Origin of the sequence: Pedobacter psychroterrae, assembly GCF_004331695.1 — a bacterium.
Classification (GTDB): Bacteria; Bacteroidota; Bacteroidia; order Sphingobacteriales; family Sphingobacteriaceae; genus Pedobacter; species Pedobacter psychroterrae.
Window position 1 is genome coordinate 1,062,308 of the sequence record NZ_SJSL01000002.1, and the last position, 22,828, is coordinate 1,085,135.

A 22,828-nucleotide genomic window follows, 5' to 3' on the forward strand; every position below is an offset into this window, starting at 1 on the left:
AATATTTACCTAAGGCTTTTTATCTGTAAGCTCAAATCCCCAGGTACGCCCTTTATCTACTGCTGGTATCCCGTCTACCATCCATACCGGGGCTTTGGCACCCTTCAAGTAGTAATCGAAGAACTGCTGCTCTCTTATCTGTATATCCTTACGGTTTTGGCGCTGCACCAGGTTGTGTGCCTCATTGTTGTAGTTGAGCATCCACACTGGTTTTTCAAGTCTTCTTAGACCTGTAAACAGTTCTATTCCCTGGTACCATGGCACAGCGCCATCAGCGTCATTAGCCATGATGACCAAAGGAGTCTTTACTTTTGGTAAAAAGAAAAGCGGTGAGTTTTCTATGTACAGATCGGGTTTTTCCCAAAGTGTTGCACCGATCCTGCTCTGTGTTTTTTCGTATTGAAACTGTCTGTTCATGCCGCTTTCCCAGCGCATGCCACCGTAGGCCGAGGTCATGTTGGCCACTGGTGCGCCTGCCCATGCAGCGGCATACATATCTGTGCGCGTGATCAGGTGGGCTACCTGATAGCCTCCCCAGCTCTGGCCCTGCAGGCCGATTTTTGTTCCATCTACCCAGCTGTTTTTCTTCAAGGATTCTACTCCTGAATTGATAAACTCCTCGGCAGACTTGCCCGGATATCCTTTCTCGTAACTAATGTCAGGCGCAAATACCAGGTAGACATTACTCACAAAAAAAGGAATATTCAACCGGGATGGCGTAGGGGCAGGGGCCTGATAGCTGTATAACCCGTCAGAAAGTTTCTCATAAAAGTAAACGATCATTGGGTACTTTTTTGAAGGATCGAAGTTTTCAGGTTTATAAAGGATTCCGTCCGATTTATAGCCCTTTGGTGTGGTCCAGCTTACCAGTTCAGCAGTTCCCCAGTTGTAATCCTCCTGCTGTATATTCGTGTTGCTCAGCTTGCTTTCTGTTTTCAGATCCCTGGAAACAAATACATTTGGTGAGGTGGTGTAGTTTCCTTTATCATATATATAGCGCTCATCATCTTTGGCTTTAAGCAACGAAGAATACCTTGCTTTGGCCATCATTACCAGTTCCGGATTTTTATTATTTCCGACAGAAGTCCTATAAAATCCGGTCTCTTTAGTAGTATTGTTTAAAGTCTCCAGCCATATTGTTTCCTTTTTACCCAAAAACTTTTGCTCAGGATCTACCTGCATGTAGCGAAACGTAAGACCGTTTTGTCTGCCATAGCCGTTGGTAATGTTTACTGGCTCATTTTTGCCATCAGGCGAAAACTCCCAGATATCATAACGGTCATTGATCAGTACAGATTTGTCATCTTCCGTCCAGGCTGCCATTCCGTATGAAGAAGGGTCATCGGGTACGTCATTTTGTTCATCCGAGAGTTTTACTGTCATTGCGTTGTTCAGGTGACTTACTTTACCTGCGAGGATATCATAAGTATACCAGTTTGACGTTTTTTTATCAAAATAAAGTACGTATTTTCCTGATGGAGAGGGAATGGCACTGCCGGAAAGCCCAGTGATGATTTTTTTGCTTGAGCCATTGCGTGTATCCATCAGGTAATAGTCCCTGACAGAACCCGCTGTCCATTGAGATTGTATACGGTTGCCAAAGTCCGTGCTGGCAAGTACAAAATCTGAATTTCCTTCACCTATAGGTATGGCGTCCGGGATGTTCTGATTTGCCAATGGCACTATTTTTACGTCTGCCTTGAAGATCTCTATGGAGGTAAGGTAACTTCTTTTAGACTCGCGTTCAACATTTTTTAATTGCATAGGTTGCAAGTAATCATCTTTATAGCTCCATATATCGAGCTTAGCATGCTCAAAGTCGACCAGTGTAGTATCTTTAGGTATTTTTACCGGGGCTATCCCAAAGAAGAGTTTCTTTCCATCTTTGCTTAAGGTAAGTTTGCCATCACCACTTACCGCCCATTTGGCCGGCATACCCGGTATGTCATTTTCTACCAGTACCTGGGCAGTATCAAGGGACAAGGAATTATAGTAAATAAAATAGTCCTTTATCTCGGCTTTCTCCGGGCTCTTTTCGCCGAGGAATACCAGGGATTCACTCTCTTCATCAAATGTCAGGCTTTTAAAATTACCAGGCCCGTTTACCAGTGTTTTAACTGTTCCTTTTTCAGTATTTAGCAGGAAAACCCCTGATGCAGCAGCTTTGTCTTTCTTAGATCCGGTGCTGACAAAAGCAAACAATTTGCCGTCTTTGCTAAATCCATACTCATTTACATATTTAAAAGTACGTTCAGTACCTGTCTGCAGGTTTCTGAAAATTAAGTCAGTACCTTCAAGTTTATTGTTGGCGGCATTTTCATCAGGTGCTTGTTTTTTGGAAGTATCTATAGGTTTTTCAAACTGGTAAGCCAGAAATGCCCCGTTTTCCGGGAATTTGAAAGACTTTACCCTGGCTATTTTTTGTACTGCAAGTGTAGTAAGGTTGGCTATGCCCAGACTGTCTTTGGTCATCTCATCCGCCTTTTTCTTTTTAATCTTTGCTTGTCTGATGTCCTTGTAAAAAGGCTTGATGGCAAAGGCAGCATATTTAGCATCTGCACTAAACTGCGCAAGTTCTGCTCTAGGAACCTTTATGCCCGCATTGGTAGTTAAATTTGTAAAATATAGCGTAGCGTCACCTTCCTGCTGACTGATGCCATAAGCCGCCCAGACACCATTGTTGGACAGTCTTTTTGAAGTAATGGATTCCCAGCTATCGTATACACTGTGGTTAAGAGGTTTTTTTTGAGCAAGGCATACGCCTGATAGTAATAAGAGTATTAAACTTATATATTTAAACATGATGAATAAGTGTTTTTTGTCCCTATAATATAGAAGTCTAAAAATTAGAAAAATTTTGAGATAAACAGGCATTGTACAATAATTTTTACAATAAAGTGCTTATACACAAAAGTCCCATCCATAAAAAAAGGACACTATTAATGAGTGTCCTTTTGGTATAGTATGTTCTGTTACTAATTTCCTTTCTTTTTCTGAGTTTGTGCCTGCTGTTGCTGACGCATATAGTTTTCTAGCTTGGCACTGAATCCAGACTTCTTAGTCTTTTCTACGGGTTTCGCCTTATTTTCTTGCAGTGTTCTGTGGATCTTCTCATCATCTACCATAGATTTGATAAGGAACTGCTGCGCAAAGGTTAGCATGTTCGCCAGGAAGTAATAGTAGTTCAATCCTGAAGGGTAACTGTTCAGTACCCCTAAAAATACGATCGGCATAATGTATCCAATATATTTCATCTGTCCTGTAGCTCCTGAGATCTGGTTGTTATAATAGGTATAGATCAGGGTAGAGATCGTCATCAGGATACACATCAAACTCAGGTGATTGCCAATAATAGGGATGTCAACTCCAAATTTAATAAAGTCGTCATAGGTGGACAAATCCTTCATCCAAAGGAAGCTTTCACCTCTTAATTCAAATAAATTGGGGAAGAAGAAGAAGAAGGCCATGACAAACGGCAATTGCAATAACATTGGCAAACAGCCCCCCAATGGATTTACACCAACCTGCTTATACAGCTTAAGGTACTCCTGTTGCAGCAGGGTAGGGTTGTCTTCTCCCACTTTAGCTTTGATCACATCCATCTCCGGCTTCAAAATTCTCATTTTGGCCATCGAGATGTATGACTTATAAGTAAGTGGCGACATGGCTACTTTAAGCAGGATGGTCAGGATCAGGATGATCAGGCCGTAGCTCATGTTAAAACCTTCCAGGAAGTTAAATACCGGCAATACAACAAACCTGTTGATGTATTTAAGTGGCCAGTATCCCATATCAACCTGTTTCTCAATACCGTGTCCCTGTGCTTTTAATGTAGAGAATTTATTTGTGCCAAAGTAAAAGCTCATGGCATAGTTCTGTGACGCCAACTGGTTGAACGGCAGTTCCAGATTGGCACCATACCATTTTACCTGACCGGGCTGGGTACTTACTTTTACCTCAAGGTCTCCTTTTTCAAAAGGAACAGCAGGAAGAAGTACCGCTGAGAAGAAGTGTTGCTTGAATGAAATCCACTCTATTTTTCCTTCTTTAAGTTCTTCTTTTTCATCTTTTGCAATGTCCAGGTGATCAGGATTTTCATTTACATACTTGTAATATGGTGCAGAATGTTCCTGCTCTTTCTTACCTGATTTTTCCTGCTCCAGCAGGGTAGCCTCCCAGTTGAGGGAAATGGTGTTGTTCTGAATAACCTGATTTAGTCCGTTAAGATTGATGTTGAAGTCAACATTGTTACTGTTTGGTTTTAAGCTGTATAGGTATTCTACGTATTTATCTCCTGAATAATTTGCACGCATACTAATGCTGCTGCCACTTTTTACTGCTGTAAAATAAAGTTCATTTGTACTTACCAGCTTACCGCCGATGTTAAGGTTCAGACCAAATTTGTTCTGCTTGCCGTCAAACAGTATTACCGGTTTGCCTTCGTATGTCTTTTCACCTTTAACCTCAACAGATAGAATTTTACCGCCTTTATTGGTAAGCGTTAATTTTAACCGCTCATTCTCTAATACTGTATTTTGTACGGTTCCGTTAATGTTGGTACCGAAAGGGCCTTTTAATGCTACAGAATCAATAAGAGATGCGGTTGCTGCTGCAGCAACAGGTGCCGGAGCAGCGGGGTTGTTTGCACTTGATTTTGCTATTGAATCTGCTGTTATTCTTTCTTTTTCTTTCTTTATTTCGGCCTCGCTGGGCTTAAAAAAGTAAAAGGAACCTGCCAGCACAATCATGATCAGGAACAGTCCTGTAAATGTATTTCTATCCATTATGGTTAATTAAACGCGTATTATTTTATTTTCTTCTTCGCAAACTCCATCGCAGCGGCGACAAATTTAACAAAAAGTGGGTGAGGATTAGCAACTGTTGACTTTAATTCAGGGTGAAACTGTCCGCCAACGAAAAAAGGATGGTTTTTTAGCTCTATAATTTCCACCAGATTACTGTCTGGATTCATTCCCGAAGCGATCATTCCTGCTTCTTCGTATTGTTTTAAGTAGTCATTGTTAAATTCATAGCGATGTCTGTGGCGTTCGGTGATATGGGCTTTTCCATAGGCTGCATAAGCTTTAGTGCCTTTCTTCAGGTCGCATGGATAAGAACCTAAGCGCATCGTACCTCCTTTATTGGTAACTACTTTCTGGTCTTCCATCATGTCTATCACCGGATGAGGGGCTTCTTCATCAATTTCAGTAGTATTGGCATTAGCCAGACCCAGCACATTACGTCCGAATTCAATTACGGCACACTGCATTCCAAGGCAAATTCCAAAAAATGGCACATTGTGTTCACGTACATAACGAATGGAATCTATTTTTCCTTCTATACCACGGCTTCCAAATCCGGGAGCAACCAATATGCCGTCAAGGTGGCCTAGTTTCTCTTTTGCATTTTCGGGGAATATCTCTTCAGAATGTACATATTCTACCCTTACCTTACATTCGTTTTTAGCGCCTGCGTGAATAAAGGATTCAATAATAGATTTATAAGCATCGGGAAGTTCTACATATTTACCGATCAGTCCGATGCGTACCTCAGCAGTTGGATTTTTAAGACGGCCTAAAAAGTCTTTCCAACTTTCCATATCCGGTTCATTTTTCTGCGGAAGTTTCAGTTTGCTAAGGACAGTTTTATCCAATTGTTCCTTGATCATTAATAAAGGAACAGAATAAATAGAAGAAGCATCCATAGACTCTATTACTGCATTCACATTTACGTTGCAGAACAAGGCAATCTTCTTGCGGATGTCCATATTAATGTGATGCTCCGTGCGACAAACCAGGATATCAGGCTGAATGCCGTATTCTAGTAAAGCCTTTACAGAGTGCTGTGTAGGTTTAGTTTTAAGTTCGCCCGCTGCGGCAAGATAAGGTACAAGGGTGAGGTGGATGACGATGGCATTATTAGCGCCTGCCTCCCACTTAAACTGTCTAACGGCTTCAATGAAAGGAAGCGATTCAATATCGCCAACGGTACCGCCCAGCTCGGTTATCACGATGTCAAATTCACCGGTTTCACCAAGGATGCGCATATTGCGTTTAATCTCGTCCGTGATATGCGGAACCACCTGTACAGTTTTTCCTAAATATTCACCCTGCCTTTCTTTATTGATCACATTCTGGTAAATACGCCCGGTAGTAATGTTATTGGCCTGTGAAGTTGGTACGTTAAGGAAGCGCTCGTAATGGCCAAGATCCAGATCTGTTTCTGCACCGTCTTCGGTAACAAAGCATTCGCCGTGTTCGTAGGGGTTTAAGGTTCCAGGATCGATGTTAATGTAAGGGTCAAACTTTTGGATGGTTACACTGTAGCCCCTTGCTTGTAGTAATTTGGCTAATGAAGCGGATATGATGCCCTTGCCTAAAGAGGAAGTAACACCGCCCGTAACAAAAATATACTTAGTCATGTTTGTGATTTTGTGATATAAGGCCGGTTTTTGAGGCCAGTCTTATTGTTTTTGTACGGGATACAAAGTTAACAAATAAAACCAAAGCGTAACTTTTCTTTTTATAAATAATAAGTAATAACAAATTTCCCCGGTAAGCTATTAGGCTTGAAACATTTAAGGAAACCGGGTTGGTTATTTTCTTGATGAATTCAGGAAATTGCCGCTTAAATTCCAGTTTAACCCCAATAGAATATAGCCCGGAATGTAGCTGTAGGTGCTTTCTCCAATCACATTTCCACCTACGAATCTATTGTAACCTATTTTTTGGTTAAGGATATCTGTTACCTGTAGCTTCACTTCGAGCGCATTATTTCTCAGCATTTTTCCTGATAAATAGCTGTTCCAGATCGCTATATTAAAATCTCTCCCGAAAGAGGAGTTTGCAGGGCGAAATGTTAAAGATACTGTGGTATTGAATTCCAGTTGATAAGGAAGCTGTACCGTGCCTGAAAATTCGTGATCATGCATTAAGCTTTTGCCGTCATTCAGTCCACCAATAGATGATTTTCCTGTCATAAAAGTAGCTGAAGGTGTGTAGCTTACGTCTGCTGCTGGGGTGTAATAGTTGAACGATGTCCTTAAATTATACTGGGTATTCCTTATTTTGTTTTCAGTAAAGTTTATGACAGAAAGGTTGTTTGAATTATTGAACCCAAGATCAACTCCGAGCCTGAAGTTTAATTTGGAAAACCCTTTAGAATAATAGATGCCTCCTGATAAGGAATTGTTGCCATTGAGATTGGTAAAGCTGGAAATCCTTCTGTTGAATTCATCTACAATTTCCGTGTCAACAATGGCATTATTGGTAAATCCATAGGTAAAAGAGCCGGATATGTATTGGTCTGAAGCAAATTGAAAGCTGTTGTACGACAAACCCAGTGTATTGGTAAAGGATGGCCGTAGTGCAGAATTTCCTATAATCTGGTAAAGTGGATTGTTGAGTTGCCTTACAGGCTGCAGTTGCGTGATATCGGGCTGCTGCATATAACCATTATAATTTACTGATATGGTACTGCTGTTATTGATCTTGTAAAACAGGTTGGTACTGGGAGAGAGGTTTAGGTAATTTCTTTCAAAATCGTTCATGCGGTCAAGGTCATCGAGGTCAAATCTTGTTTGTGTGGCCTCCATGCCGGTTGAAATAGAGAAGTCGCTGAATTTATATTGCATTATTACACGGCCTACATTGGAGAAATTGATGAATCTGAAATTGTTGCTCAAGGAATCTATCTTCCTGATATTGTTGTCCGTAACTGTTCTGAAGCTGCTTGATGAAATTGTTTTGAAACTATAGGAGGCTTCCATAGCCCATTTTGCAGATAGTGGCTCTGTATAGTTGATCCTTGTGCCTATAGAGTTTTGGTGGTTGGTATTGTCTTTATTTAAGTTGATGTTTTCAATTCGGTTTATTATGCCAAATTCGTCATAATACCTGGTATTGTTGATGCTGTTTTCTATGCTTTTCCCCGATTGACTTTCAGGTTGAATATCAATAGATAGTGTGCGCCCTCTTTTTTTAAATCTTTTAGACCAGTTGATATTTCCGTTAAATGTTTCATTATCTCCGTTTCCGGTATTGACCTGATTGTTCTGACTAATGAAAAATCTTTTCCCGCTGCGAGTGTCGTCCAGACTGGTAGAGTTGCTGAAAGTTTTACTCTCCCTTGCCCCAAAGGCTATTTTTAATGAAGAAAGTGAATCAATGTTGAAACTATAAGTACCCCTCACGCTTTCTCCGGTGTTTTCTGTTTGATCGTTGTTCTTTCCTGAGCTAATATACAATGCGCCATTTGGGAGTAGCTCTTGTGTATGGTAAGTTTTTAGGTTTTTACTACGGTAATCAAAGGCCCTGACATTCATTTTTATCCCCATTCTATTGGCGTTAAATCTGTCAGAAAGATGAGCGCCAAGATTCAAATTGTTTGGAAGTCCTCCTGTAGGCGAGCCATAATCATCATCATAATCTCCTCCCGAGGCATACATTACCGAGCTGCCATCATCCCCGACTTCAATAATATCGTAGTCCTCTCCTTTAAGCTTTCGCATAGAGTTATTGATTTTAGATTCATTTGCCAGATTGGAATAGGTGCCAAAAACCGCCGCCTTAAACTTGCCCCTAAATACACCTCCCATTGCCCCATAGTCTCTAAAATCGGAATTGCCAGTGTTGATGTCCAGTGCGCCCAGGTACCCGTTTTTGGCATTTTCTTTTAGCTTAATATTTATTGTTTTGGTTTTAATACCATCGTCAATGCCGGTTAGCTCTGCATTTTTGCTTTTTCTGTCGTAAACCTGCACTTCTTCTACGGCATTTGCCTTTAAATATTTGGTTGCCAGCAGAGGATCATCTCCGAAAAACTCATCTCCGTCTACCAGTACCGTTTTAATATTTTGGCCCTGTGCGTTAATATTACCTTTTTTATCAACAATTACACCGGGAAGTCTTTTTAGTAGTTCCTGTACATTGGCATTACTCCGCACAGCAAAACTATCTGCCTGAAATACTATTGTATCTGCCCTAAGGCTTATCGGTTTTTTAGTTCCGCGGATCACTACTTCGTTCAGGATCTTTGATTTCAGTTCCATATAGATGCTGTTGAAATATTGTACAGAAGTATCTGACAGGCGGACGTTTATGAGACGGTCTGCCATTTTTGGATACGAGATCTGCAGCATATATTTACCTCTGTAGAGATTGCTGATCTCAAAAAGCCCTTCGGGATTTGTTTGTGTTGTTTTGACAATGACCGAGTCGGAAGACCTGATGAGCGTGACTATTGCATTTTGAAGTTTTCTATTCTCAACTGTATCGCTAACCAAACCTCTTATTACTGCTTTCTGGGCCAAAGCTGAAAAGGATGACAAGGTTATGAAAATTAAGACGAGTACTCCCTTGGGCATAAACTACCGGATGATAAATGTTAGCATACTAAAATAACGTTTTTTGAGTGTATGCAGATATGAATAATGCGGATAAAAAAAGGCCCGGAAATTTTCCGGGCACTTTGTTCAAATATATTTGGTTAGAATATTTTAGGTTGATTATGAATTAATAATTATTTGATTCATAAACTTTGATTATATAAACATAATGCAAAATTTTTATTTATCCTAATATTATTTTCAACATTTTGAAAAAATATAAACAAAATACGATTTAGCAGCTAATAATAATGGGTTTTATTTACAACAACTATAATAGGGCTTTACTTTTTTATTTTGCTGAGACCAGCCTATATAGCGTTTCTGTTCCTTGCCCAGGCGATAAATAAAGCCATTTAGCTGACTTTTTTTTAGTTCTTCATAAAATGATTTATCGGGAACATTTGAGTCAGGGCTTTCCTGATCTGTCAGTGCAGGTTCCATGAAGTTCTCGTCATCCAAAAAGCGGTCTACCTCATCTTTTAAGAACTTGATCTGAGTTTTCTTTTTATTGAGGTTTTTAACATCATAATTTTTAAACAGCTCTTTTGCATCGATCCTGATGTCATAGATTTTTTTGCCCTCAAAGGAAGTGATTGTAAAGGAAAGGTACATTTCCTTTGGCTCAGTGCCTATCAATTTTACCCTGAAGGTGTCTGTTTTTAGAGAATCACTAAATGGTTTGATAGCTATGGCAGCAATTTCATCAATTTTGATACTATCCTGATTGTCTGAATTGCTGCAGCTTGTTAATACCGCAACTGCTAAAAGTAATGTGCAGATGAGGCCATTTTTCATATACCAGCAATTATTCGTTGTAAATCTTCCGGAGTATCTATTGCTATGGTCTCGATATCAGTTACCTTAGTTTGTATTGTATAGCCATGTTCCACCCACCTTAACTGTTCAAGGCTTTCTGAAAGTTCCAAGGTAGAAGGAGGTAATTTGGTAATTTCCAGCAGGGCAGGGCAGGTGTATCCATAAATGCCTATATGCTTGTAAAACTGATGGGCAGACACCCACTGTTCTTTATCCTGGTTTCTCAGATAAGGAATGGTCTGTCGGCTAAAGTAAATGGCTTGCTGCCTGTGGTTGATCACTACCTTTGGTATATTGTTGTTAAATAATTCTGCATCGGTATGGATCGGTTTGATTAGTGTAGCAATCTGAACATCCTTGTTATTAAAACAGGAGGCTACCAAATCTATCTGCAGAGGATCGATATAAGGCTCATCACCCTGGATATTGATGACAGCATCAAAGCCTGGATTGCCTGAAATAACTTCCGCACAGCGGTCTGTACCACTTAAATGATGGTTGCTTGTCATTACAAATCTGCCACCAAAATTACTTACTTCAGTTGCAATACGCTCGTCATCTGTAGCAACTACTACTTCAGAAAGACTGATACATTTTACAGCCTGCTCGTATACCCTTTGGATCATACTTTTGCCATCGATCATTACCAAAGGTTTCCCCGGAAACCTGGTGGATGCATATCGGGCAGGTATGATTCCTAAAATCTTCATTAAAACAAACCGTTAATCTCTGCGTCAATTGATTGTATGATGGTGCCGAGATCTTCAGGATTATTACTAAAATCAAGCTTATCCTTGTCCAGGATCAGTAAATTGCCAAGCTGGTAATCTTTAATCCAGGCTTCGTATTTTTCATTGAGTTTGGACAGGTAATCGATGCGGATGCTCGCTTCGTATTCACGGCCTCTGCGCTGGATATTGTTGACCAGCGTAGGTACGGATGCACGCAAATATACCAACAGGTCCGGTGGTTTGATAAAGGAGGTAATGTTTGCGAAAATAGCCTTATAGTTATGATGGTCTCTGGTAGTCATCAGGCCCATTTCATGCAGGTTATCTGCAAATATATGGGCATCCTCATAAATGGTCCGGTCCTGAATCACATTTCTGTTAAAGTTCTGGATATCCACGATCTGCTGAAACCTGCTGTTGAGGAAATAGATCTGAAGATTAAAGCTCCAGCGCTTCATATCACTGTAAAAATCTTCCAGATAAGGATTGTTTTCAACGGCTTCATAGAGCGCTTCCGATCCGTAATGCTTTGCTAGTAAACCTGTTAATGTGGTTTTTCCGGCTCCTATATTTCCAACTATCGCTATATGCATATGTTTATTTGATCAAGGTAGCTATTTTTATTCTTGATTTAGAATGATTTGAAGCCAATTAGTTGTCTTACTTCCTTTATTGTTCTTTGTGCACTTTCCCTGGCTTTCAATGCACCGTGTTTTGCTACCTGACGTAAGTAAGAACTGTTTTTTGAAAGTTCTTCTATACGTTCGCGGATCGGTGTGTTAAAGACAATCATGTCCTCAGCAAGCTGCTTTTTAAAGTCGCCATATCTGATAGACATCTTATTGTAAAGCTCATCAAAATGAGTCAGTGTATCCTCAGATGAAACGATTTTCATCAGGTCAAATAAGTTCTGGATTGCTTCAGGCTTTGTTTGGTTCTCTGCACTTGGTCCGCTGTCTGTCACTGCCCGCGACAGCTTTTTCCGGATGATCTCAGGGCTGTCTGAAAGATAGATACAGTTGCCATCACCGCTCGATTTACTCATTTTACCTGTACCGTCCAGCCCGGGTATTTTAACCAGGTTTTGCGCATAATTGAAGGCAAAAGGTTCAGGGAAGTAATCCGAATTGTATAGCCTGTTAAAGCGGTTGCCAAAGGTACGTGTAAACTCCAGGTGCTGTTCCTGATCTTTACCTACAGGTACCTTTGTGGCTTTATGGATCAATATATCTGCAGCCATTAATGTGGGGTAGGTCAGCAGGCCTGCATTTACGTTGTCAGGCTGTGAACGTACCTTGTCTTTAAATGAAGTACTTCTCTCCAGTTCGCCCATATAGGCGTTCATGTTGAGGTACAGGTATAATTCTGCTACCTCAGGTACATCCGATTGTATGTATATAGTGGTTTCTTCAGGATCAATCCCGCAGGCCAGGTATTCTACCAAAACGTGACGGACATAACCATGCAGGTCCTGCGGAGTAGGGTGAGTAGTTAAGGAATGAAGGTCTGCGATAAAAAAATAGCAGTTGTAATCGTACTGCATTTTTACAAAATTGGTGACTGCACCAAAATAATTCCCGAGGTGTAATTTTCCTGTCGGACGTATGCCACTAACTACCGTTTCTTTCATGAGGCCGAAATTAATAAAAAACTTTAGTAATTTTGAAGCCGATGAATAACCTTTTGAGGCGAATACACTATTTATATGCAGTTTTGGTTATCGTTATATTTTCGGCGTTACTTTGGCCGTTTTATTACCTGGGCTCAAGAAATCCAAAACATTACCCTATTTTAAATAAGCTTCGCAGGAGCCAGAGTATCATTTGCAGTTTTCTGTTGGGCTTAAGGCTTAGTTTTAAAGTAGCAGAGCCCTTAAAAAGAGGTCAGACCTATATTTATTGTGCCAACCATACCTCTAATCTTGATATTATGATCATGTGCATTATTGCAAAGGGCCGTTTTCATTTTATGGGAAAAGAAGAACTATTGAATAACCCTGTCTTAAAGCTATTTTTTAAAACTATTGACGTGCCGGTAAACCGGGATAGCAAAATTTCTGCTTTCAGGGCATTTAAAAGAGTTGGTGAAAACCTCGATAAAGGAATGAGCTTGATTATTTTTCCCGAGGGAGGAATCAATGACGTGCAGTTTCCTCCGGTAATGACCCCTTTTAAAAATGGGCCTTTCAGACTGGCCATTGAAAAGAACATCCCGATTGTACCCGTCAGCCTGGTCAATATCTGGAAAAGAATGTGGGATGACGGGACTAAATATGGAACTACTCCCGGAATTTGCGATATTTACATCCATAAACCGATTTCCACAAAAGAATTGAATATTGATGATTCTGACGAGCTGAAAGACCGTGTTTTTGATATAATAAATAGTAAACTTGTTCATAAATGATTATAGATAAGCAGACGATAGATAAAGTAGCAGACCTGGCAAGGATAGAAATAGAAGATAAAGAAGTTGATACATTAATTGCCGACATGAATAAGATCCTTACTTTTATGGAGAAGCTGAACGAACTGGATACAACAGGTATCGCTCCACTGATCTACATGAACCCTGAAAAGAATGTTTGGAGGGAAGATGTAGTGCAACAGGAGATCTCTGTAGCTGACGGACTGAAAAATGCGGCAAAGCACAATGAAAGCTTTTTCTTTGTCCCCAAAATAATAGAAAAATAAACGGCTTGTAACATACAGCTATTGTTGACCGTCTAAAAAGAAAAAAAGCCATGGAGCCCAAATTAAATAAAGCGCTAATCCACATAAAAGATATAGGCCGTAAATATGTTATCGGTTCTGAAGTGATCCATGCTTTAAAGTCGGTATCGCTGGATATCAATAAAGGAGAGTTTGTTGCATTGATGGGCCCTTCAGGATCTGGAAAATCAACACTGATGAATATCCTTGGATGTCTGGACACGCCAAGTAAAGGTGAATATGTGCTGAATGGCATCAACGTAAGCCAGATGTCGGACAATGAGCTGGCCGAAGTAAGAAATAAAGAAATTGGATTTGTTTTTCAAACGTTTAATCTGCTGCCGCGCTCTACTTCCTTAGACAATGTAGCCTTGCCATTGATCTATGCCGGTGCAAATAAGAAAGAACGTGATGCACGGGCCCAAAAAGCTTTGGAGAATGTAGGACTTGGCAATCGGGTCACACACAAGCCAAATGAACTGTCAGGTGGTCAGCGTCAGCGTGTTGCTGTTGCCCGTGCCTTGATCAACAACCCTTCTATCATCCTCGCCGATGAGCCAACAGGAAACCTGGACACTAAGACTTCCATAGAAATTATGGGGCTGCTGGAGGAGATACATAGTAAAGGAAATACCATTATCCTGGTAACCCATGAAGAAGATATCGCACAGCATGCCCATAGAATAGTACGTATGCGTGATGGGCTGATTGAAAAGGACTATCAAAATACAGATATAAAAATGGTCTCACCCCGGTTGACAAATCTGGAAGAAAAAGGTGGTGATTTCGAGAAAATCAGCTAAATTCTTACATGAAGATTTATACCAAAACAGGAGATAAGGGACTGACCTCATTAATAGGAGGGACGCGGGTGCAGAAATTTCACCTTCGTATTGAATGCTATGGTACGGTAGATGAACTTAATTCCTATATAGGCTTGATCCTTTGTCAGGACATTGGTGCACACTATCAAAAGACACTTAAGGAAATACAGGACAGGTTATTTACAGTTGGCGCATCATTGGCTGCCGACCCTGAAAAGTCCAGGATGAAAATTCCTGACCTTCATGATCAGGACATTGCATTGCTGGAAATTGAGATGGATGGTATGAATGAAGTATTGTCCGAGTTGAAGCATTTTATCCTACCCGGAGGGAATACAGTAGTTTCTTATTGTCATGTAGCCCGGTGTATCTGCAGAAGGGCAGAGCGACTTACGGTGCAATTGGCATCAGAGAGTTTTGTTGACGAAAAAATGACCATCTATTTGAACCGTTTAAGCGATTATTTATTTGTTTTGGCCCGTAAACTAAATTGGGATGCCGGAACAGAAGAGAATATTTGGCTCCCTCGTTTATAACATTAAAATCGTTGAAAAAAAAGTTTGTTTTGCTCAGGTTTTTTAATATACTTTTGCGAAACTGAATTAGAATAACTTAATAGTATTAAAATATGTATTGGACATTAGAACTCGCATCGCATTTGGAAGACGCTCCATGGCCTGCAACAAAAGATGAATTGATTGATTATGGTATCCGCTCAGGAGCACCAGTAGAAGTGATAGAAAATTTACAGGCCCTGGAAGATGACGGGGAACCATATGAAACCATCGAAGAAATATGGCCTGATTATCCCACTAAGGATGATTTTTTCTTCAACGAAGACGAATACTAAAATGATTTTATAAAGCCCCGGATATCCGGGGCTTTTTTTTGGAACGATGATTGTTTATGAAATGTCATGGGAGTGCATACAGCATAACCTTCTATCTAAAAACTAAAAATATAAAGTTATGGGAAATCTACTCTATCTTGTCGCTGTGGTATTAGTAATACTATGGGTTATTGGCTTTTTCTTCCAAGGATTCGGTCCTAATGTTGGCGGTCTGATCCACATTTTATTGGTAATTGCCGTTATCGCAATTATACTTAAAGTGATCAACAGGGCTGCATAATCCTGTAAATTAATTATAAAAAAAGCTCCTGATGGTTTTCAGGAGCTTTTTTTATTTAAAAAGATGGTAGCTATTTCCAAATCTTCGGGGTAGGTGATTTTGATATTTTCCCGTTCTCCGGCTATCATATGTATTTCAATGCCAGAAAATTCAACTACAGATGCATCGTCTGTAAATTCATCTCTATAAGATTGTTTATAGGCATTTTTTATGATATTGACATTAAATGTCTGTGGTGTCTGTACCAAAATAAACTCTTTTCTGTTAAATGCTACACTTTTATCCGGACCTGTCAGCTTTCTGATCGAATCAGTTGGTGTTGTTCCTGCTACACAATTGCCTTTTTCTTCAGCTATTAAAAAAGATTTGTCTATTAATTGGGTCGATACCAATGGCCTCACCGCATCATGGATGGCTACAATTCCCTCGCCAGAAATGGTTAAAAGAGCGTTTTCAACGGAATGAAATCTTTGTTCTCCGCCGTTTATAACCTGATGAAGTAGGGTAAAATGATAAGTTTTGCACAATTCTGCCCAGTAAGCCTGTTGGCTTGGATGGAGTACTAAAAGGATTTCAGGGTTTAATGCTGATCTGCAAAAGGCCCGCAGGGTATGCATCAGCACTGGTATGCCATCCAGCAGGAGGAACTGCTTTGGTACAGAATTTTGCATCCTGTTTCCAGATCCTCCCGCTACGATTATGGCATAATATTTCATTTAGATGATCAGCATGGCGTCACCATAGCTATAAAAGCGGTATTTTTCTTTAAGGGCTACCTCGTAAGCATTCCTAACATAATCATAACCTCCAAATGCACTTACCATCATTAACAAAGTAGATTCAGGAGTGTGGAAATTAGTGATCATTGAATTGGCAATGCTAAAGTCATATGGAGGAAAAATGAACTTGCTGGTCCAGTCATTAGCCGCCTTAAGGGTTTTATTTGAGGAAACAGCAGATTCGATGGCACGCATAGACGTAGTCCCAACAGCACATACTTTCCTTTTTTCTTCCAGCGCCTTGTTTACCATATCAGCATATTTTTGCTCAATGATAAATTGCTCTGAGTCCATCTTATGTTTGGTCAGATCCTCTACCTCAACAGCTCTGAACGTGCCAAGGCCGACATGCAAAGTCACTTCTGCAAAATCAACACCTTTTAGTTCCAGACGTTTCATCAGTTCCCTGCTAAAGTGCAAGCCGGCTGTAGGAGCTGCAACAGCACCTTCATGCTTTGCGAAAATGGTTTGATAACGTTCTTTATCCTGGGCAGTAGCTTTTCTTTTGATGTATTTAGGAAGCGGGGTTTCACCCAGTATCTCTATGTTTTTTCTGAACTCTTCATCGGTGCCGTCAAATAGGAAACGGATGGTACGTCCACGGGAGGTAGTATTGTCAACCACTTCCGCAACCAGTAGATCGTCATCACCAAAGTATAGCTTATTACCAACGCGGATCTTACGTGCGGGATCAACAAGCACATCCCACAAACGTAGTTCTTTATTCAGTTCACGTAATAAAAATACTTCAATTGTAGCACCTGTTTTTTCTTTATTGCCATACAAACGGGCAGGAAAAACCTTGGTGTTGTTCAATATCATTACATCTTTGTCATCAAAATACTCCAAAACATCCTTGAAAATTTTATGTTCAATTTTGCCGCTGTCTTTGTGTAATACCATTAAACGGGCTTCATCCCTTTGTTCTGAAGGGGTATTGGCAACTAATGATTCAGGTAAATTAAACTTAAATTGAGATAACTTCATATTTTTCGATGTGATAATTAAGGGCGCAAATTTATGAAATATAATCGTGTTTTTTACAATTAACTTATTTGCATAAATTCATACTAGAAGATGCTTGCATTTACGACCTTATTGCCTCAACCGGATCAAGTCTGGATGCTGCATATGCCGGCCAGAAACCTGATATTGTCCCAATACCAACTGAAACCCCGATGCCCAGTATAATATTATCCATAAACAGCGTAATCTCAAAGCCACCCGCCTTGGTGGCAAGTGTGACGAGATAAACAAGGAAAAGACCTAATATACCACCTAGTAAACACAATGCAATAGATTCAAACAGGAACTGCAGCAGTATGAAATAGTTTTTAGCACCCAATGACTTTTGTATACCAATGATATTGGTGCGTTCTTTTACAGAAACAAACATAATATTTGCGATTCCAAAGCCGCCAACAAGAATTGAAAATCCCCCGATTACCCAGCCTGCAATATTAACCATATCAAACATCTGGTCTAACTGGTTGGATGCAATGGTACTTTTGTTCAAAGCAAAATCATCTTCAGCACCCGGCTTTGCTCTCCTGATGGAACGCATCGCGCCCCTTATTTCGCTTTCTATTTCGTCAAGTGCTATGTGCTCAAGTCCACGTACCGTTATAGTAGGATCATACCTCCCGCTCTCGACGTCCATAATGCCTTTTGCAAAGTTCAAATTCATGATGATGTTCTTGTCCTGCGACATCCCCATCATGTCCTCACCTTCTTTTTTAAACACGCCGATCACAGTTAGCTTTCTGCCCATTACTGAAATTGTTTTGCCTATGGCAGGTTCTCCATCAAACAAACCTTCGGCTACTACCGCGCCTACCAGCACCACCGGCGAACCGGCCCTACCTTCATTTTCTGTAAAATATCTTCCCTCCTGAAATTCCAGGTTCCACGTTTTGTTAAAATCCTGTGATGCAGCCCTGATACCGGCACCCTCCACAGAATTGCTCCTGTATTTTACCGTTCTTTCATTGGCAAATATTTCATAGGAAACACCCTCAGCATATTCTAGCCTATCTTTTAATAAAGCATGGTCCCTCAACGATGGTTCAGGCCTGTTTACATATTTCCACCAAGGGTAGTCGCCAAAACCTCCCCAGGGCCACTTCTGTATGAAAACAGTTTTTGAACCCAGTTTGTCAATACTCTCCTGGAGCTTGGCCCTTAGTGAATCAACGGCAGAAAAGACAAATATGATGGTGAAAATACCAATTGTGATCCCTAACAGGGAAAGCATGGTGCGCAGCTTATTCTGGCGCAGTGCATCCGATGCAAACCGAAAACTTTCGCCTATTAGTTTTAAAATAATCATAATTAAAGTTTAGACCAAAAGTACCCAAAAAGGTTACATCAAAAGCTATATATTATAAAACCATCATGAATTATTAAGTCATGATGGTTTTATAAAGAGTATTTCAAAAAAAACTAGCTCAGTTTAGCCAACGCATCCGCTATTCGTGAAACTGCTTTTCTTAATTGTTCTTCTGATGCTGCATAAGAAATTCTGATACAATCTTCATTTCCAAATGCTTCACCTGTTACCGTAGAAACATGTGCCTCGTTCAATAGGTATAAAGAAAGGTCTTCTGCCGTGTTGATTACAGTCGTGCCGTCTGTTTTACCAAAATATGCTTTAATCTCAGGGAAGAAATAAAAGGCACCATCAGGAAGGTTTACGTTTACACCCGGTATGGCAGAAAGCAATTCATGAACGATGTCCCTGCGTTTTTTAAATTCAGCAACCATTTCGTTTACCGTGTCCAGTCCGCCCTTATAAGCTTCCAAAGCCGCACGCTGTGCGATAGAAGAAGTTCCCGAGGTAATCTGTCCCTGCAGTTTATCACATGCATTGGCAATTTCCTTATTGGCAGCCATGTAGCCCACTCTCCAGCCGGTCATCGCATATGATTTAGAAAATCCGTTGATCAAAATCACACGGTCTTTTATAGCGTCAAATTCTGCTATTGAAGCATGTTTGCCCACAAAATTGATGTGTTCATAGATCTCATCAGAAATGATATAAATATTCGGGTGTTTTTCAAATACCGCTACCAGATCAGCCAGTTCTTCTTTGCTGTATACAGATCCTGTTGGATTGCATGGAGAAGAGAACATGAACAGTTTGGTCTTAGGCGTGATTGCTGCTTCCAGTTCCGCTCCGGTGATCTTAAAGTTATTTTCCACAGTAGCGTTGATAAATACGCTTTCTCCTTCTCCAAGTTTGATCATTTCAGAATATGAAACCCAGTAAGGTGTAGGTACGATTACTTCGTCTCCCGGATCTACCAGACACATCACCGCATTGGCAAGTGACTGTTTTGCACCAGTTGATACAACGATCTGGTCAAAATTATATGTTAGTCCATTCTCTCTCAGTAATTTGTCGGCAACAGCCTTACGCAAATCAAGGTAGCCTGATACAGGAGTATAGTATGAATAGTTTTCATCTACCGCTTTCTTGGCAGCTTCCTTTACAAATTCAGGGGTAAAAAAGTCCGGCTCACCGAAACTTAAATTAATTACGTCTATCCCTTTTGCGGACAGTTCTCTACCTAACTTGGCCATTTTAATGGTCTGCGATTCAGATAGGTTGTTGATTCTTTTGGATAAAAATGTCATAATAATTGTGCGGATGCAAATAAAATTTTGTGCGGATGCAAATATATGAACCTCACGGAATTATAAACTAAAAAAAATACTTTTTAATGTAATTCAATGGTTATAATGTATTTTTGGGGGCTAAACTCAATAATTTGCAACCTAAGAAAAAAGCAATCCTCATCGCTTTATGCATTAGCATATTGCTTATGCTTGCAAAGTTTGTCGCATATTTTATCACACATTCCAATGCCATACTTACCGATGCAGCAGAAAGTATTGTAAACGTACTGGCCAGTAGCTTTGCATTTTACAGTATTTACCTGGCTACGGTTCCTAAAGATACCAACCATCCCTACGGGCATGGAAAAGTAGAGTATTTTTCTGCCTTTTTGGAAGGGGCACTCATTACCATTGCAGGAGTGATTATCATCTTCAAATCAGGGTACGACCTGATCTATCCAAAACCGATCCTTAAGTTATTTGAAGGTGCCGCCATCATTGGTTTTACCGGATTCATCAATATGCTGGTTGGATATTACCTGATCAATACGGGAAAACAGCAAAATTCCATTACCCTTGAAGCCGACGGGAAGCACCTGCTTACTGATGCCGTAACCAGTGCAGGACTGGTTGTCGGCGTGATAATGATCAAACTGACTGGAATGTACTGGCTGGATGGGGTCATCTCTATCTTATTAGGCGTTTATATTATATACAACGGCTATAAGCTGACCAGACGCTCGGTAGGCGGACTAATGGATGAAAGTGATATCGAACTGGTAAAAGACATTATCGATTGCATGCAGAAAAACAGGAGAGCGCCCTGGATAGATGTCCACAACCTGCGTGCGCAGCAATATGGAGCTGATCTGCACATTGACTGCCATTTTACCCTACCTTATTATTTCGATCTTAACCATGTTCACCAGGAAATTTCTGCCATAGATCATATAATCAATGGAAATGCAAAGCGCAAAACAGAGCTTTTTATTCATGCTGACCCCTGTCTGCCTGCCTGCTGCAATTATTGCCATATGAAAGCATGTCCGGTAAGGTCAGAGCCTTTCAGTGACGAGATAAAATGGACCATAGAAAATGCCACCAAAAACCAAAAACATTTTGACCAATGAGCTATTTTAATATAAGGGTTTACGGACTGCTGATCAATTCTGAAAATCAGGTGCTGATCAGCGACGAGCAGTCGGGAGGCAGGAGCTTCAGTAAATTCCCTGGGGGCGGCCTGGAACTGGGAGAGGGGCTGATAGATGCGCTTAAAAGGGAATTTATGGAAGAATGTAACGCAGAGATTGAAGTGATCAGTCATTTTTACACCACAGATTTTTACGAACAATCCTCCTTTAATGACAGTCAGATCATCAGCATTTATTATATAGTTAGAGAAATCCTCCCATTGCAGCTTAATTTTAAGACTGTGGCTTTTGATTTTGATACAGGTATGCTGCAGGCGTTCAGATGGGTGGATCTGACTTTACTCAGCACTGATGATGTGACTTTTAAGACCGACAAGACCGTAATAGAACTATTGATAAACAAAAAGACCAATGAGCTTAGCTGAAAGGGATAAAAAAGTAATATGGCACCCGTACACACAGATGAAGGATGCCTTGCCGCATATCCCCATTGTAAGAGGAGAGGGTGTGTACCTGTTTGATGAAGATGGAAAACGGTATATTGATGCTGTTTCCAGTTGGTGGGTCAACATCCACGGACATGCCCATCCGCACATCGCAGCCCGGGTATCCGAACAACTGAAAACACTCGAGCATGTGATATTTGCCGGTTTTACACACGAGCCAGCTGTGGAACTAGCTGAACGCCTGCTACCATTGCTTCCAGGAAAGCAGGAAAAGGTTTTTTATAGCGACAATGGTTCGACGGCAGTGGAAGTAGCCTTAAAAATGTGCCTGCAGTACTGGGTGAATACCGGCAAGCAGGGGCGGACAAAGATCATTGCATTTAAGGAAGCCTACCATGGCGACACTTTCGGTGCTATGTCCGTGAGCGGCAGGAGTATCTTTACAGATCCTTTCAAAGGATTGCTTTTTGACGTTGAATTTCTGGACTTGCCCCATGCAGGTAATATTGAGCAATTGAAATCCAAGATCAACTATCTGTCTAATGAGGTGGCCTGCTTTATATTTGAGCCCATGGTATTGGGTGCCAGTGGAATGCTGATGTATGAAGCTGCCTACCTTGATCAGTTGATAGAAACCTGCCAGAAACACGGCATTCTCACCATCGCAGATGAAGTGATGACGGGTTTTGGAAGAACCGGTAAATATTTCTCCTGTGAAGCGCTGGCTAACAGCCCGGATATATTTTGCCTTTCCAAGGGCTTAACAGGCGGTACTATGCCCTTGGGCATTACCACCTGTAATAAGCAGGTTTTTGGTGCTTTTTTAAGCAATGATCAACTTAAAACCTTGTATCATGGACATTCTTTTACTGCCAATCCGGTCGCCTGTGCAGCTTCTTTGGCAAGTATGGATATTTTATTAAGTGCGGAGACTTTACCAAATCTGCAGCGTATCACCGCTAAACATGGGGAATTTGCGCTTACACTACAAGGTCACCCAAAGCTTAAAGCCGTCAGACAGGCAGGTACCATTTTAGCAATGGAATGGGAGACAGGAAATGACAGTTCTTATTTGAGCGGATTAAGAAACCGCCTCTATCTGTATTTTCTGGAACGTGGGATAGTACTGAGGCCATTGGGAAATATTCTCTATATTTTACCTCCCTATGTCATCAGTAATGATGATCTGGATTACATTTACAAAACAATAACGCAAGCACTAAACGAAATATAA

At 40.6% G+C, this 22,828-nt stretch carries 21 protein-coding genes; 9 read left to right on the top strand and 12 right to left on the bottom strand.

What is annotated here, in order from left to right:
- Window positions 1-9: 9 nt before the first annotated feature.
- The 8 genes from EZ437_RS12895 to trpS form a co-directional block, all read right to left on the bottom strand.
- Window positions 10-2,802, bottom strand: a complete 2,793-nt coding sequence (locus tag EZ437_RS12895; protein ID WP_131596412.1) for an alpha/beta hydrolase family protein — start codon at window positions 2,800-2,802, stop codon at window positions 10-12.
- A gap of 173 nt (window positions 2,803-2,975) precedes the next feature.
- Window positions 2,976-4,784, bottom strand: coding sequence for a membrane protein insertase YidC (yidC, locus tag EZ437_RS12900; protein ID WP_131596413.1), 1,809 nt, complete (start codon window positions 4,782-4,784; stop codon window positions 2,976-2,978).
- A 20-nt stretch (window positions 4,785-4,804) separates the two neighbouring features.
- On the bottom strand, window positions 4,805-6,421 hold the full coding sequence (locus EZ437_RS12905; RefSeq protein WP_131596414.1) for a CTP synthase: 1,617 nt from the start codon (window positions 6,419-6,421) through the stop codon (window positions 4,805-4,807).
- Between the two features lie 174 nt (window positions 6,422-6,595).
- Complete coding sequence (locus tag EZ437_RS12910) at window positions 6,596-9,328, bottom strand: outer membrane beta-barrel protein (protein WP_225869576.1); 2,733 nt, start codon at window positions 9,326-9,328, stop codon at window positions 6,596-6,598.
- 315 nt (window positions 9,329-9,643) lie between these two features.
- Window positions 9,644-10,183: a hypothetical protein gene (locus tag EZ437_RS12915; protein ID WP_131596416.1), complete on the bottom strand. Its 540-nt coding sequence runs from the start codon at window positions 10,181-10,183 to the stop codon at window positions 9,644-9,646.
- Window positions 10,180-10,914: a 3-deoxy-manno-octulosonate cytidylyltransferase gene (kdsB, locus tag EZ437_RS12920; RefSeq protein ID WP_131596417.1), complete on the bottom strand. Its 735-nt coding sequence runs from the start codon at window positions 10,912-10,914 to the stop codon at window positions 10,180-10,182. Before kdsB ends, EZ437_RS12915 begins: the two co-directional genes overlap by 4 nt.
- Entirely contained in the window at window positions 10,914-11,528 is a 615-nt protein-coding gene (locus EZ437_RS12925) for a deoxynucleoside kinase (protein WP_131596418.1), read from the bottom strand. The genes kdsB and EZ437_RS12925 overlap by 1 nt, the downstream gene beginning before the upstream one ends.
- 38 nt (window positions 11,529-11,566) lie before the next feature.
- Window positions 11,567-12,565, bottom strand: coding sequence for a tryptophan--tRNA ligase (trpS, locus tag EZ437_RS12930; RefSeq protein ID WP_131596419.1), 999 nt, complete (start codon window positions 12,563-12,565; stop codon window positions 11,567-11,569).
- Window positions 12,566-12,606: 41 nt separating this feature from the next.
- Between trpS and EZ437_RS12935 the strand changes: the two genes are divergently transcribed.
- The 6 genes from EZ437_RS12935 to EZ437_RS12960 all read left to right on the top strand — a co-directional run bounded on the left by EZ437_RS12935 (window position 12,607) and on the right by EZ437_RS12960 (window position 15,600).
- The gene (locus tag EZ437_RS12935; RefSeq protein ID WP_131596420.1) at window positions 12,607-13,341 is read left to right on the top strand and encodes a lysophospholipid acyltransferase family protein; all 735 of its coding nucleotides are present in this window, start codon (window positions 12,607-12,609) and stop codon (window positions 13,339-13,341) included.
- A complete protein-coding gene (gatC, locus tag EZ437_RS12940; RefSeq protein ID WP_131596421.1) occupies window positions 13,338-13,628 on the top strand; it encodes an Asp-tRNA(Asn)/Glu-tRNA(Gln) amidotransferase subunit GatC in 291 nt (96 codons plus the stop codon). The genes EZ437_RS12935 and gatC overlap by 4 nt, the downstream gene beginning before the upstream one ends.
- 50 nt (window positions 13,629-13,678) lie before the next feature.
- Complete coding sequence (locus EZ437_RS12945) at window positions 13,679-14,449, top strand: ABC transporter ATP-binding protein (protein WP_131596422.1); 771 nt, start codon at window positions 13,679-13,681, stop codon at window positions 14,447-14,449.
- 8 nt (window positions 14,450-14,457) lie between these two features.
- Window positions 14,458-15,006, top strand: coding sequence for a cob(I)yrinic acid a,c-diamide adenosyltransferase (locus EZ437_RS12950; protein WP_131596423.1), 549 nt, complete (start codon window positions 14,458-14,460; stop codon window positions 15,004-15,006).
- A 92-nt stretch (window positions 15,007-15,098) separates the two neighbouring features.
- Window positions 15,099-15,320 (top strand): DUF2795 domain-containing protein, encoded by a 222-nt coding sequence (locus EZ437_RS12955; RefSeq protein ID WP_008240955.1) that lies wholly within the window; start codon window positions 15,099-15,101, stop codon window positions 15,318-15,320.
- 118 nt (window positions 15,321-15,438) lie between these two features.
- Window positions 15,439-15,600, top strand: coding sequence for a lmo0937 family membrane protein (locus EZ437_RS12960; protein WP_131596424.1), 162 nt, complete (start codon window positions 15,439-15,441; stop codon window positions 15,598-15,600).
- A gap of 38 nt (window positions 15,601-15,638) precedes the next feature.
- On the opposite strand, the gene EZ437_RS12965 is transcribed toward EZ437_RS12960, so the two are convergent.
- The 4 genes from EZ437_RS12965 to EZ437_RS12980 form a co-directional block, all read right to left on the bottom strand.
- Window positions 15,639-16,316: a 2-C-methyl-D-erythritol 4-phosphate cytidylyltransferase gene (locus tag EZ437_RS12965; protein ID WP_131596425.1), complete on the bottom strand. Its 678-nt coding sequence runs from the start codon at window positions 16,314-16,316 to the stop codon at window positions 15,639-15,641.
- Window positions 16,317-17,366, bottom strand: coding sequence for a tRNA preQ1(34) S-adenosylmethionine ribosyltransferase-isomerase QueA (gene queA, locus EZ437_RS12970; protein ID WP_131596426.1), 1,050 nt, complete (start codon window positions 17,364-17,366; stop codon window positions 16,317-16,319).
- A gap of 100 nt (window positions 17,367-17,466) precedes the next feature.
- Complete coding sequence (locus tag EZ437_RS12975; RefSeq protein ID WP_131596427.1) at window positions 17,467-18,708, bottom strand: ABC transporter permease; 1,242 nt, start codon at window positions 18,706-18,708, stop codon at window positions 17,467-17,469.
- Window positions 18,709-18,821: 113 nt separating this feature from the next.
- Window positions 18,822-20,015: a pyridoxal phosphate-dependent aminotransferase gene (locus EZ437_RS12980; protein WP_205942699.1), complete on the bottom strand. Its 1,194-nt coding sequence runs from the start codon at window positions 20,013-20,015 to the stop codon at window positions 18,822-18,824.
- 188 nt (window positions 20,016-20,203) lie between these two features.
- Here EZ437_RS12980 and EZ437_RS12985 point away from each other — a divergent pair, with 188 nt between their 5' ends.
- The 3 genes from EZ437_RS12985 to bioA are packed head-to-tail and all read left to right on the top strand — an operon-like array spanning window position 20,204 to window position 22,828.
- Window positions 20,204-21,127, top strand: a complete 924-nt coding sequence (locus tag EZ437_RS12985) for a cation diffusion facilitator family transporter (RefSeq protein WP_394343169.1) — start codon at window positions 20,204-20,206, stop codon at window positions 21,125-21,127.
- Window positions 21,124-21,573, top strand: a complete 450-nt coding sequence (locus tag EZ437_RS12990; RefSeq protein WP_131596429.1) for an NUDIX domain-containing protein — start codon at window positions 21,124-21,126, stop codon at window positions 21,571-21,573. Before EZ437_RS12985 ends, EZ437_RS12990 begins: the two co-directional genes overlap by 4 nt.
- Window positions 21,560-22,828: an adenosylmethionine--8-amino-7-oxononanoate transaminase gene (gene bioA / locus EZ437_RS12995; protein WP_131596430.1), complete on the top strand. Its 1,269-nt coding sequence runs from the start codon at window positions 21,560-21,562 to the stop codon at window positions 22,826-22,828. Before EZ437_RS12990 ends, bioA begins: the two co-directional genes overlap by 14 nt.

Coding starts and splice junctions, on each gene's coding strand:
- bioA (WP_131596430.1), top strand. CDS start 21,560: ATGAGCTTAGCTGAAAGGGATAAAAAAGTAATATGGCACCCGTACACA.
- trpS (WP_131596419.1), bottom strand. CDS start 12,565: ATGAAAGAAACGGTAGTTAGTGGCATACGTCCGACAGGAAAATTACAC.
- EZ437_RS12925 (WP_131596418.1), bottom strand. CDS start 11,528: ATGCATATAGCGATAGTTGGAAATATAGGAGCCGGAAAAACCACATTA.
- yidC (WP_131596413.1), bottom strand. CDS start 4,784: ATGGATAGAAATACATTTACAGGACTGTTCCTGATCATGATTGTGCTG.
- EZ437_RS12980 (WP_205942699.1), bottom strand. CDS start 20,015: ATGACATTTTTATCCAAAAGAATCAACAACCTATCTGAATCGCAGACC.
- EZ437_RS12965 (WP_131596425.1), bottom strand. CDS start 16,316: ATGAAATATTATGCCATAATCGTAGCGGGAGGATCTGGAAACAGGATG.
- gatC (WP_131596421.1), top strand. CDS start 13,338: ATGATTATAGATAAGCAGACGATAGATAAAGTAGCAGACCTGGCAAGG.
- EZ437_RS12945 (WP_131596422.1), top strand. CDS start 13,679: ATGGAGCCCAAATTAAATAAAGCGCTAATCCACATAAAAGATATAGGC.
- EZ437_RS12905 (WP_131596414.1), bottom strand. CDS start 6,421: ATGACTAAGTATATTTTTGTTACGGGCGGTGTTACTTCCTCTTTAGGC.
- EZ437_RS12985 (WP_394343169.1), top strand. CDS start 20,204: ATGCTTGCAAAGTTTGTCGCATATTTTATCACACATTCCAATGCCATA.
- EZ437_RS12915 (WP_131596416.1), bottom strand. CDS start 10,183: ATGAAAAATGGCCTCATCTGCACATTACTTTTAGCAGTTGCGGTATTA.
- queA (WP_131596426.1), bottom strand. CDS start 17,366: ATGAAGTTATCTCAATTTAAGTTTAATTTACCTGAATCATTAGTTGCC.
- kdsB (WP_131596417.1), bottom strand. CDS start 10,914: ATGAAGATTTTAGGAATCATACCTGCCCGATATGCATCCACCAGGTTT.
- EZ437_RS12895 (WP_131596412.1), bottom strand. CDS start 2,802: ATGTTTAAATATATAAGTTTAATACTCTTATTACTATCAGGCGTATGC.
- EZ437_RS12935 (WP_131596420.1), top strand. CDS start 12,607: ATGAATAACCTTTTGAGGCGAATACACTATTTATATGCAGTTTTGGTT.
- EZ437_RS12960 (WP_131596424.1), top strand. CDS start 15,439: ATGGGAAATCTACTCTATCTTGTCGCTGTGGTATTAGTAATACTATGG.
- EZ437_RS12975 (WP_131596427.1), bottom strand. CDS start 18,708: ATGATTATTTTAAAACTAATAGGCGAAAGTTTTCGGTTTGCATCGGAT.
- EZ437_RS12950 (WP_131596423.1), top strand. CDS start 14,458: ATGAAGATTTATACCAAAACAGGAGATAAGGGACTGACCTCATTAATA.
- EZ437_RS12990 (WP_131596429.1), top strand. CDS start 21,124: ATGAGCTATTTTAATATAAGGGTTTACGGACTGCTGATCAATTCTGAA.
- EZ437_RS12955 (WP_008240955.1), top strand. CDS start 15,099: ATGTATTGGACATTAGAACTCGCATCGCATTTGGAAGACGCTCCATGG.